10 protein-coding genes and 1 other annotated feature are annotated in these 12,180 nt (G+C 40.9%); of the genes, 2 read left to right on the top strand and 8 right to left on the bottom strand.

From position 1 onward, the window contains the following. Positions 1 to 16: 16 nt before the first annotated feature. The 6 genes from CRO56_RS12310 to CRO56_RS12280 all read right to left on the bottom strand — a co-directional run bounded on the left by CRO56_RS12310 (position 17) and on the right by CRO56_RS12280 (position 8,269). Entirely contained in the window at positions 17 to 1,729 is a 1,713-nt protein-coding gene (locus CRO56_RS12310; protein ID WP_245855858.1) for a serine hydrolase domain-containing protein, read from the bottom strand. Between the two features lie 267 nt (positions 1,730 to 1,996). Beyond that, positions 1,997 to 4,411, bottom strand: a complete 2,415-nt coding sequence (leuS, locus tag CRO56_RS12305; protein WP_097158913.1) for a leucine--tRNA ligase — start codon at positions 4,409 to 4,411, stop codon at positions 1,997 to 1,999. Between the two features lie 50 nt (positions 4,412 to 4,461). Next, positions 4,462 to 4,695 (bottom strand) — a binding site (T-box leader). Between the two features lie 72 nt (positions 4,696 to 4,767). Beyond that, entirely contained in the window at positions 4,768 to 5,964 is a 1,197-nt protein-coding gene (locus CRO56_RS12300) for an MDR family MFS transporter (RefSeq protein ID WP_097159171.1), read from the bottom strand. A gap of 909 nt (positions 5,965 to 6,873) precedes the next feature. Then, positions 6,874 to 7,446, bottom strand: a complete 573-nt coding sequence (locus CRO56_RS23520; protein WP_342745887.1) for a nuclease-related domain-containing protein — start codon at positions 7,444 to 7,446, stop codon at positions 6,874 to 6,876. Between the two features lie 402 nt (positions 7,447 to 7,848). Beyond that, positions 7,849 to 7,995: a glycogen biosynthesis protein GlgD gene (locus CRO56_RS12285; protein ID WP_097158911.1), complete on the bottom strand. Its 147-nt coding sequence runs from the start codon at positions 7,993 to 7,995 to the stop codon at positions 7,849 to 7,851. Positions 7,996 to 8,005: 10 nt separating this feature from the next. Beyond that, a complete protein-coding gene (locus CRO56_RS12280) occupies positions 8,006 to 8,269 on the bottom strand; it encodes a YtzC family protein (protein WP_097158910.1) in 264 nt (87 codons plus the stop codon). Between the two features lie 168 nt (positions 8,270 to 8,437). Between CRO56_RS12280 and mnmL the strand changes: the two genes are divergently transcribed. Together mnmL and mnmM are read left to right on the top strand one after the other, a co-directional pair. Then, on the top strand, positions 8,438 to 9,403 hold the full coding sequence (gene mnmL, locus CRO56_RS12275) for a tRNA modification radical SAM protein MnmL/YtqA (RefSeq protein ID WP_245855857.1): 966 nt from the start codon (positions 8,438 to 8,440) through the stop codon (positions 9,401 to 9,403). Further along, on the top strand, positions 9,400 to 9,972 hold the full coding sequence (gene mnmM / locus CRO56_RS12270) for a tRNA 5-(aminomethyl)-2-thiouridylate-methyltransferase MnmM (protein WP_097158908.1): 573 nt from the start codon (positions 9,400 to 9,402) through the stop codon (positions 9,970 to 9,972). Before mnmL ends, mnmM begins: the two co-directional genes overlap by 4 nt. A 58-nt stretch (positions 9,973 to 10,030) precedes the next feature. Here mnmM and CRO56_RS12265 read toward each other — a convergent pair whose 3' ends face one another. Further along, entirely contained in the window at positions 10,031 to 11,038 is a 1,008-nt protein-coding gene (locus CRO56_RS12265; protein ID WP_097158907.1) for an LLM class flavin-dependent oxidoreductase, read from the bottom strand. Between the two features lie 51 nt (positions 11,039 to 11,089). Then, positions 11,090 to 12,172 carry a tetraprenyl-beta-curcumene synthase family protein gene (locus tag CRO56_RS12260; RefSeq protein ID WP_097158906.1) on the bottom strand — a complete coding sequence of 361 codons (1,083 nt, stop codon included), beginning with the start codon at positions 12,170 to 12,172 and terminating at the stop codon, positions 11,090 to 11,092. Positions 12,173 to 12,180 lie beyond the last annotated feature (8 nt).

Below are 12,180 nucleotides of genomic sequence, written 5' to 3'. Positions count from 1 at the left end.
TTCCCCTCCCAAAGTTCTAATAGTTTCTAGTTACCCAGCCATTACTAACCAGGTTTAAAGGCGTGCGTTGATTGGATGAATCGGTTATCTTGATATTAGTAACATACCAGCCGCGATTATTTGTTGATCCATCTGTATCAAAATGGAACCGGATATAGGTGGTGCCTGCAGGAATCGTTAGCTCTGCTGTTTGCCAGTTTACACTGCTGCCTGTATAGGAAGAAAGTGCCTGCCAATTTTCCCCGTCATTCGAGACTTCTACATACCCATAATCCCAATCCTGTTCGATCCGGTACCACGTATCAAACGAAAGGACTGCATCACTTTCTAGATCTACTTCAGCAGTTAACGTTTTGTTAACCCGATCCCCATAACCGGAGAACCATGCACCATCTTCAGAAGGTATAGAAACAGGAATCGCATCTGCTACTAGCCTTGCAAATTGTCGTCTGGCAGGATTTGTCGATACAGTTGAACGGGTGGGGTGAACACGGTTCGTTAACAGAATTGCGATTGTATCATTGTTTTGATTAATAACGATTGATGTTCCTGTATAGCCAGTATGGCCAAGAGTAGAGGCTTCTGATAAGCCATCCATGTACCATCCTTGGGCAAGCTCCCAGCCTAAGCCATGATCATCCCCCGGAAACTGAGGGATTTGATTTTCTGATAGTAATTGAATAGTTTCAGGCTTCAGGATTTGCTTGCTTCCATATGTTCCATCCTTTAAAAACATATGGGCAAAAATTGCTAAATCTTTGGCTGTCGAGAAAACGCCTGCATGCCCGGCAACACCTTCTAAGGACCAAGCATTTTCATCGTGGACGTCACCCCAAACAAGACCTCTATTGGTCCATGGCTGATATTCGGTTGCGGCAATACGGTGTTTCAAAGATTCAGGCGGGTTGTACATCGTGTCCTTCATACCGAGCGGCTCTGTAATCTGTTCCCGGACAAATTGATCCAATCGCTGACCAGTTAAACGTTCAACCAAAGCACCCAGTGTAATCATATTTAAATCACTATACGTGTAGGTGGAACCAGGCTGATTGGCTAATCGATACCGGAAGACATATTGAAGTCTTTCTTCACGGGTTTCGCCAATTGTATATAGAGGAACCCACGCAGTAAAACCAGATGTATGGGTCATCAGTTGTCTGATTGTCACATCTTCTTTGCCGTTTGCTGCAAATTCGGGAATATAGGCAGCAACCGGGTCATCTAACTCAAAATGGCCATCTTCGTAAAGAATCATGGCTGCAGTAGTAGTGAAAATTTTACTTATAGAAGCAAGATCAAAAATCGTGTCTTCTTCCATAGCGATTGGTTCTTCAGCGACGGTCTTTTTATCATCCACATATAAGTAGCTATGACCATATGCTTCATGCTTAACGATGTGCCCGCTTCTTGCAACAAACGTTACTGCACCGGGCATGACTCCTTCTTGGATCAGAGATTCCATCGCCGAATCAATATCCTTAAGAGGCTGTTCCACCATTCCAGCGCCTTTGATGGAACCAGGGTGTAAAACAGGGGAGGATGGTGCTTGATTACCCCATGAAAATTTAGGGTGCACCTTTTTTGTCACTGCATTCTTCTCTTGTTTTTCTATCGTTGGTTCAGGAATTTGCCCTTCCCCATTAACTGGAAGAACCGCTGCAAAAAGCATAGAGGCAGATAGAAGCATAGATACTGAAACATACGTGACCTTTGACTTTTTATCTTTCATAAGTTTCCCCCTTACAATTATTATTTCCATAGAATATTGTTAGAAAATAAAGAATTCTATGAAAAATTTGACATTCCAATTAAAAGATACAAATAACTGGAAAACCTGTCTATCGAACATTTGGTCTAATCGCTTAGAAAATAGGGGCAAAACTATTTCTTAAGTAGGGGGGCTAAAGTCATATTCTTGGCTTTTGTAAAAAAAAGAACCTTGGATTAGATTTTCCAAGGTTCTTAAAGTTATTGCAGATTCGATTAAAGATTCAGCTTAGCTGGCAACGATGTTTACGAGTTTTCCAGGAACCGCAATCACTTTTCGGATCGTCTTTCCTTCAAGCTGGGCCAGAACTTTCTCGTCGTTTCTCGCAAGCTCTTCAAGTTGTATTTTATCAGTATCCCGTGGCACAACCATTTTAGCTTTCACCTTACCGTTAATTTGAATAACTACTTCAATCTCGTTATCAATCAGCTTTGATTCATCATAAGCTGGCCATTCTTGATACGTAATCGTATCAGTTCCGCCAAGTTTTTCCCATAGTTCTTCTGCAATATGCGGACAAATTGGAGAAAGCAGTTTAACAAAGCCTTTCATGTACTCGATTGGGAGCTGTTCTGCCTTATATGCTTCATTTACGAAAACCATCATTTGTGAAATCGCCGTATTAAAGTGAAGAATTTCGAAATCCTCTGTTACCTTTTTCACCGTTTGATGATACACCTTTTCAAGCTGAGACGAACGCTGATCTGTAATTTTTTCATTGAGAGTACCAGTATCGTTAACATAAAGCCGCCAGACACGGTCAAGGAATCTTCTTGCCCCATCTAGTCCTGTTGTGGACCAGGCAATGGAAGCGTCAAGCGGTCCCATAAACATTTCATAAAGTCTGAGTGTGTCCGCCCCGTGAGTCGTTACAATTTCATCAGGGTTAACAACATTTCCTTTTGATTTACTCATTTTTTCATTATTTTCACCAAGAATCATCCCTTGGTTAAACAGCTTTTGGAACGGCTCTTTTGTTGGAACTACCCCGATATCATATAGGAACTTATGCCAGAACCGAGCATAAAGCAGGTGAAGAACGGCGTGCTCAGCCCCTCCAATATAAAGGTCAACCGGAAGCCAGTGTTTTAGTTTTTCCGGATCAGCCAGTACGTGCTCATTATGTGGATCGATAAATCTTAAGAAGTACCAGCAGCTTCCGGCCCATTGTGGCATCGTATTCGTTTCACGGCGACCTTTTTTACCTGTCTTTTCGTCAACGACATTAACCCATTCTTCAATATTAGCAAGCGGTGATTCACCAGTACCAGATGGCTTAATTTCATCCGTTTTTGGAAGAAGCAGCGGAAGCTCCTCTACTGGGATTGTTGTCGATGTACCGTCTTCCCATTGGATAATTGGAATCGGTTCACCCCAATAACGCTGACGGCTAAAGAGCCAGTCTCTGAGACGATAAGTAACTTTCCGTTCTCCTACACCTTTTTCCTCAAGCCAATCAATCATTTTGGCAATCGCTTCTGCTTTGCCAAGGCCATTTAGGAAATCTGAGTTAATATGTTCTCCATCACCGGTGTAAGCTTCTTTTGTTACATCTCCGCCTGCAACTACCTCTTTGATTGGGAGATCAAATTTTTTCGCAAATTCATAGTCTCTTTCATCATGGCCAGGTACAGCCATAATCGCTCCGGTTCCATAGCTCATCAGAACGTAATCGGCAATCCAAATTGGCATTTTTTCATCATTAACCGGGTTCACCGCATAAGCCCCAGTAAATACACCTGTTTTATCCTTTGCAAGGTCCGTTCTTTCAAGGTCACTCTTGCTTTGAATTTCCTTCAGATAAGCTTCCACTTTGTCTTTTTGCTCAGGAGTTGTAATTTTTTCTACAAGCGGATGCTCAGGTGCAAGTACGGCATAGGTTGCGCCAAAAAGCGTATCAGGTCTAGTTGTAAAGACGGTAAATGTTTCGTCTGTTTCATCAATATCGAATGTGATTTGCGCACCCTCTGAACGGCCAATCCAGTTACGCTGCATATCTTTTAGACTTTCAGGCCAATCTAGCTCTTCTAGATCTTCAAGCAGACGATCTGCATAAGCTGTGATGCGTAGCACCCATTGTCTCATTGGCTTCCGAATAACCGGATGTCCGCCCCGCTCACTTTTCCCATCAATCACTTCCTCATTGGCAAGAACTGTTCCAAGCGCTGGGCACCAGTTAACCGGGACCTCATCAACATAGGCAAGCCCTTTTTCATAAAGCTTTGTAAAAATCCATTGCGTCCATTTATAATAATTCGGGTCGGTTGTATTTACTTCACGGTCCCAATCGTACGAAAACCCAAGAGACTTAATCTGACGTTTAAAGGTCTCAATATTTTTTTGTGTAAATTCAGCAGGGTCATTTCCTGTGTCAAGAGCGTATTGCTCTGCCGGAAGACCAAATGCATCCCAGCCCATCGGATGCAGTACATTATATCCTTGCATCCGTTTCATACGGGCTACAATATCAGTAGCTGTATATCCTTCTGGATGCCCGACATGGAGACCGGCTCCAGATGGATAAGGAAACATATCCAATGCATAAAACTTTTTCTTTCCAATGTCATCAGTGGCCTTAAAGGTTTTATTTTTGTCCCAATATGTTTGCCACTTCTTTTCAATTTCCTGATGATGAAAACTCATGACTTTTCCTCCACTCTAATTTCTAAATAAAAAAATCCTCACATCCCAAGTATTGGGACGAGAGGATGTATGTATACTCCCGCGGTACCACCCACGTTAGTGCTCATCAAACTTTTAGCACTCGCTTCATTGATCATTAACGCAGACTCACGATAGGCATTACTTTTGTCTTTCACACCTATAGCTCCAAGGCGAGTTCACTTTAATCCCGGCTGACTTGCACCATCCGTCAGCTCTCTTGATTCGGGTTATCAAAAGCTACTACTCCTTATCGACGCTTCTTATTATAAATTTGTCTATTATTGTATGTAAAAGAAGCGAAATTTGCAAGTATTTCTTGCAGTTTTGCTTCATAATTAAACATTTGCGCTCATACTGGAGTGTTGAACTTCTGTTTTCTTCAGTTTCCTGTCATACAGTAAAGTAGTAAAAATACCGATGACACAAAGGATTACTAGGGCAATAAATAAAACTTCCATGCCATATTGATCGACCATAATTCCGCCAAATAATGGTCCTAGCATTCTTCCGCACGTAGCCGTACTGTTGACAATTCCCTGATAGAAACCTTCTCTCCCTTTCGGTGCGAGGCTGTGGGCAATCGTCGGAACAGCTGGCCAAACTAACATTTCACCGAACGTTAATATAATCATAGCCGATAAGAAACCTGCGTATTCATCAGCCGTCCCTACCATTAAAAATGAGATAATAAAGATGATCATACCAACCACAATCTGCAGCTTGATCGATTTTAAAACCTTCACTACCATTGCCAACAGTGGCTGGGCCAATACAATTAAAGCACCGTTAACTGTCCACAAAAGACTATATTGTTCCAAGCTGATTGAAAGATCCTGCGTGTAGGTAGCAATCGTTGACTGCCATTGCACATAGCCGATCCAGCAAAGCATATAGCCGAAACAAAGGATCAATAGGGCCGTAAGCTTCGTGTAATTTTTTACGGGCCCAGCATTTTTGATAACCGAAGTTGAAATATCAACGGTTTGAACCTGAATCGTTCGATAACCAATAACTGCGATCAAAAAGAACATAATGAACAATAAGGCATTGGCCATAAAAGTATAATCAAAGCGATACGCCGCCACAAATCCGCCTAATGCCGAACCAATCGCAACTCCTAAATTCTGAGCAACATAAAGTGCGTTAAAAGCCTTCCTTCCGCCCTCAGGCCAAACCGACCCTGCCATAGCATACATGGCCGGAATAATAATACCTGAACCAAACCCAAGAATAATCAATAAATAAACATAATGCGGCCAGCCATGCCAAAAAAATAAGCCAACCGCAGCAAACAAACTAATGCTCACCCCAAGCAGCATCGAGCGGTAACCGCCTAACTTATCAAAAATCGCGCCGCCTACTAAATTCCCCAGCACACTAGCTGCCTGATTTAAGAGAAGGACCACCCCTGCAACTGTTAACGTTTTTCCTAAATGATCATGTATATAAATGGCGTTTAACGGCCACAAAAAAGAACTGCCCGTAATACTAACCGCCATCCCAATTACCAAAAGCCAAATTGAACGAGGCACCTTTAACCGCCCCTCTCCCATAATTTCAAATACCTAAATAATTGTATGAGTTTTTCAAAGCACCAGCAATAGTTAAAACCCTTAAATAATAAAGTTTAATTATTCTAAAAATGGGAGGGTGAGAGAGATGGAAGAAAGTCCTTGAAATAGGGGTCTTATGGACTGAATTGGCGATGTTGGTAAAAGAAAAGTCGTTTAGATAGGGTCTAATGAACCATATTCGGGTAGCATGGCTTAAAAAAGTCTTTTAGATCGATTGTCATGGACCAAACTGGAGTGGCAATGATTAGTAAAGTCGTTTAGATAGGGTCTAATAGACCAAACGGGGGAACTGGGTATTAAAAATGTCTTTTAGATGTGGTCTTATCTACCAAACTGGACAATCGTAAATTAAAAAAGTCCTTTAGATGGATTCTTATAGACCAAACTAGGTAATATGGTTTAGAAAAGTCCATTAGAAAGGAGCTTATAGACCAGACGCAGGAACCGATTAAAAAAAGTCCTTTATAAAATTTATAAAGGACCGCCATAGGGGAATATACCTAATTAGGCTGTTAAAGCAGCAGATTTATTCATAGAATGACCACCGGCGCCCCCCGACTGAATTAAATTTATCTGTAAGGATCTTCCTTATCCTCTTTTTAGACTCCACTATTTTACACCAATCATGAATGACATTAGTCGTAATTTTTTGCCCCGGAAATAGAAGCTTAAATTCTTCTACACCACGCATGACTGCACCTAGAACCGTTTCTTCGTACCCACATTCATGACAAACACAGTTCTTCCTCTTCCCCTCGACAGAAACCGAAAAGGAGGCGCAATTTCCACAAGTGATTCCCTTTCGAAGCTGGTCATAATTAAAGGGTGGTAATAGCTTAAAGGGTGAGTTTTCAATATGCAGCGAAATTAACTTGTTTGTAGGATCATGTGTTGTTTTTTAATTAACTTTGAAGGAATTAAATTTAGCTTATTCAAAAAGCGGTTAATCTGGGTTGGGAAAATGAATGGTTTGTTGAGGGGGGCTTGGTATAAGGTGAATTCAGGGTTAATAAAAACTACTGAAGCTTTAATCGTGATGTTAAATCCGAGGCTTTTGAGTAATTGGCGCAATAAGGATTCACTTCGAGTCAATTGGGTGAGTGGATTCGTAATTTCGGAGTTGGGGTTCCTGTATAACCGGTCAGACTCATAATAATAATCCCCTTCGAAATTTTTTACCTCAAAAACGTAAATGGTTTCTGAAGTAATGATGAGGGAGTCAATTTGGAACGTGGTGTTATTTTGTTGGAGCAGTAAATCGTTGAGAATTAAACAGTCACACTGAAGTTTTTCTGTTAAAAAATCAAACATAACCTCTCCTTCGTAACCTTTTTTCAGATTGAAATAGTGCTGCCTTTCGTTTTCAGTCAAACTCATCCGGGAGTTTAAAACTCTCAAGATTTGTATTTCATTTGATTCGGTTCTGGCTTTATAAGGCATACTCCACATCCTTTCGTATTTTTGAAACACCCTATAATAAATTAAATAAGTTTTAGGAAAATCCTTCAACAAAGTCAATTACATACTAATTGTCTTTATTTTCGTTCTGGAGGGCTATTCTTAAGTACTTTCTCACTCAAAATTCCACCATTATCGTCCTTAAGAACCGCTCTTAGAGACTTTCTGTACCCGTCGGCCATCTTTTTTGTCGTTAAGAACTCAGCTAAAAGACTTTCTCCTACCGCCCTCCTTGGTTTTCGTCCATAAGAACCCGGCTTAAGGACTTTTTTCACCAAGAAACTAGGAAAATGTCCTTCGTACCCTATTCCCTACCCCCAATATAATCGAACAAACTGCCGGTTTTATAAACAAAAGCCACTACCCCAAGGTAGCAGCTTTCATTTATTTTGAATAATCAGGCTGGCCTCTTTTCGCATTACGTTTTAGTGCTTTTACCACTTGATCGTCTTGTGCCATTTCTGCTTCCATATTATTAACGCCATTGTTTGTTTTTTGTTCTGGGTTATTTTGTTTTGAACGTTTTTTCATCGTTCTCCTCCTAGTGATTAAGTAGGATCATTTTATTTTGCAGCTGTTCAATCTGAAGCCGCATTCGATATAACTGCTCTCTTTGCTGGGCATTCGCACTATGGGCCATGATTTGAAGCTCGCTTATCACATCTTCTAAGCCCTGTAAGGATTGAGTATACTCCAAGTCATGATAGTGCTCCTGCCTTTGCCCTGCTAAATATTGTTCCTGAGCATTTCGTAATGTATCTTCACAGCGCTGTAAAAAGGCGTCCATTGAACTTCGAGTTGCCATTTCTTTTTCCTCCTCGAAATATCCGAACTCGTTTGGGAAGGACAACTCCCCTTTTTTAGTTTGAACGCCCGCGAACTAAAGTAGCCTACTCAAAAATTACCAATAGGTAGAGTTATTGGAAGGATGGACCGTCCATGATAAAATGAGTTGAATCGAGGAGGAATGAACATGCGAGAAAATCCATTTCCTTATGCGAGTGATCATAAAAGATATCATACCTGGAACTACCATCTAACACATCACTTTGGTCATAAAGTGTTTAAAATTGCATTAGATGGCGGTTTTGATTGTCCGAACCGTGATGGAACGGTTGCCCATGGCGGATGTACATTTTGCAGTGCAGCTGGTTCTGGCGATTTTGCCGGGAACCGGGCAGAAGATTTATATACTCAGTTTGAAAAAATTAAAGCTAAAATGCATCATAAGTGGAAAGACGGCAAGTATATCGCGTACTTCCAAGCCTTTACAAACACGCATGCACCTGTTGAGGTTTTGCGGGAAAAGTATGAAACCGTCTTAAAACAAGAAGGTGTGGTTGGTCTATCGATTGCAACCAGACCGGACTGTTTGCCAGATGATGTGGTTCAGTATTTAGCAGAACTTAACGATCGTACCTATCTATGGGTAGAGCTTGGTCTGCAAACTGTGCACCAAAAAACAGCTGATTTAATTAATCGTGCTCATGACTATTCATGCTATGTTAAAGGCGTTGAAAAATTAAGAAAGCATGGCATACGGGTTTGTTCCCATATCATCAATGGCTTGCCACTGGAAAGCTATGAGATGATGATGGAGACAGCAAGGGAAGTAGCCAAGCTCGATGTTCAAGGAATAAAAATTCACTTGTTGCATTTATTAAAAGGAACACCGCTGGTCAAGCAATACGAAAAAGGAATGCTTGAATTTTTATCATTTGAGGACTATGTCAAGCTGACCTGTGACCAATTAGAAATTTTACCTCCTGAAATGATTATTCACCGCGTAACTGGAGACGGGCCAATTGATTTAATGATCGGACCGATGTGGAGTGTTAATAAGTGGGAGGTTTTAAACGAAATTGACCGAGAATTAATGCGTCGAAATAGCTTTCAAGGCAAGTTTTTTCGACCTGAAGTAAAGGAGAGAATCGTATGAAGCTAGAACGAATTCTTCCTTTTTCCCGGAGATTATTGGAAAAAACCATTTCTGAAGGGGATATCGTTGTTGATGCAACAGTGGGAAATGGCCATGACACTCTATTTCTAGCCCGTTTAGTTGGGAAACACGGAAAAGTTTATGGTTTTGATATCCAAAAAGAAGCAATAGCCACAGCTAAGTTTCGCTTAGAAGAACACAAGATGCTTGACCAAGTCCTTTTATTTCAGCAAGGACATGAAAAACTGCTCGATTGCATACCTCCTGTTCACCATAAAAAAATTAAAGCCGCGGTCTTTAACCTGGGCTATTTGCCAGGCGGGGATAAAACGATCGTTACTAGACCCCAAACGACCATTAAGGCTCTCGAACAATTACTAACCGTAATGCCATCCGAAGGGTTAATTGTGCTTGTCATTTATCCTGGCCATCCCGAAGGTGCCGTGGAACGTGATTATATCATTCGATACGCGGAAAAACTTGATCAGCATTATGTTCACGTACTTCAATACAAATTTATCAACCAAGTAAACCATCCTCCGTTTATTATTGCGTTGGAAAAAATCTAAAGGCTAGTCTCATTATTATGAGGCTGGCCTTTTTTAAATACAAAATTGCCTAATCATTTCACATCCCAAACTCATGAGCAATCAGCTTATAGGAATGAAGTTTGTCTTTAAAATCATACATAATCGCAGCAATCATGATTTCATCGGTTTCATAAGCTTCTGCAATTCGGAGGATTTTCTCTTTAACGGTTTTAGGTGAACCGACGATCATTCGGTTTCGGTTATAGTCGACGCTCTTTTTTTCAAATGGGTTTAATGGATACTCTAAAAATTGTTCAGGGTGGGGTATTCCTTTTGAAGGCATACCCAGAGTACTTCGCAGCATGTTTAAATCCATACTTCCTGCTAAATAATTTGCTTTCTCATCTGTATCCGCACAAACTGCAAATACAGACACCATCGTTTTAGGGCTTTTTAAATAAGGGGATGGTCTAAATTGTTGACGATAGTTTCTCATATATGACTCCCCGCCTTCCCCGTTGATAAAAAGGGCAAAAGAGTATGGTAATCCTTTCTCTGCAGCAAGAGCAGCACTCGAGGGACTAGAACCAAGCATCCATACATTAGGGACACTAACCGAAACGGGGGTCGCTTTTAAGCCGAAATAAGGATGGTCAGCTGGAATAGTATTGTGAAGATACATATTCAATTCATCAATTTGGATGGGATATTTGTTTACATTACGCGGTTTTCCGTCGCCTAGTGCATAGGAAGCCCGCGGCATTCCTCCTGGCGCCCTTCCAATCCCTAAATCAATTCGCTTCGGAAATAGTGCCTCTAAAAGCTTAAAGTTTTCAGCCACCTTATACGGGCTATAATGAGTCAGCATGACACCGCCCGATCCAACTCGAATTTCACTAGTATGACTCGCCAAATGAGAAATAAGAACTTCGGGTGCAGACCCTGCCAAAGATTCGGAGTCATGATGCTCTGACACCCAAAACCGTTCAAAACCAGCTTGATCCGCCCATTTCGCTAACGCTAATGTATTTCTTAAAGCCTCAGTAGCAGATTGTCCCTCCGAAATAGCGGATTGATCCAAAATACTTAATTTAATTGAGTTCACATTATATCAGCTCCGTCACTTGCAATTCCATAAAGCCCCATCCAAAATACCTTATTGAGATACCGCAGGCTTCCATTTTTTCACCGTTTCATATGCCTTCCGGTTCCAATAAAAAAAATAACCGGTCGGACCTCCTGATTTCAGAAGCTGCTTAACCACTTTTTTATGACGATCATCTTTTTTGCCTACCTTTAAATCAGATAGATAAACCCCGAGCAACCCTCGATTAATAAGCTTATGGAAGCCAGCATGAGGGATTTGTTCAATGTGTTTTTCAGCCTGATTGAAAAAGAAAACTAAACGGTCTGCCATATGGTCACTATCACTGTAATAGGAGCAAAAGTTTAAATCTCCTTCAGTTTGATCCTCTTCTTGATCAATAAAATAGTCTAATAAAATATGTAACCCCTGCACATAAGGGAAATAACCAGTTTTTATAGGTTCAAACGGAATATCAGGAAAGTCCTGTCTAAAGGAATAAGACACTAGACAAAAAATGCCAAGGGTCGAACCCGAGCACGCCGAAAACTCGTACCACTCCATTTCCGGAATGCTTGTTTGATGCTTTTGAAACCAATTGATGAGCCTTGCTTCTCTTTCTTCAATCGTTACATGCTTATGGACCTGTAAGTCACAATAATATTGACAGAGCTCTATCAGATAATCTTTAATCCCGCCATAAAAGGGAGATTGCTTTAAAATGCTTTGACAGGTAAGCACTAATTCCTCTAAATATCCTCCATCATTTTGATCGGCCCGGTAACAATAATAATTTTCACAACTAGCCCCCACTGTAACGGAATGCTTCATCGATAAATGGAGCTGTTCGAAATCAGCAGGATCGAGTGAAGTGCTTCTGTCACAAAGATTATCCAAATAATCACTAATCGTCTGATAAGCAACAATGAATTTTATTATTTTTTTATAGTCAGCTTCGGCCAATAAAGATAAGATAGAGCCTCCTTGACAATGAAAGGTCTTATTTTCAATACTGGCAATCGCCTGCTTGCGAAGTTCGTCATTAGGAATTTGTTTAGCGCGTTCATGCCAATAAGAAAGCTCTTCGCTTACAATAGGAAACACTCTCATAAAAACCTGTCTCATTAAGGATAGCGGCTTTGTTGGTATAGCCATGCCTATCA

The sequence above is a fragment of the Bacillus oleivorans genome, assembly GCF_900207585.1.
Lineage (GTDB): Bacteria > Bacillota > Bacilli > Bacillales > JC228 > Bacillus_BF > Bacillus_BF oleivorans.
This window is presented reverse-complemented; position numbering and strand designations above follow the sequence as displayed.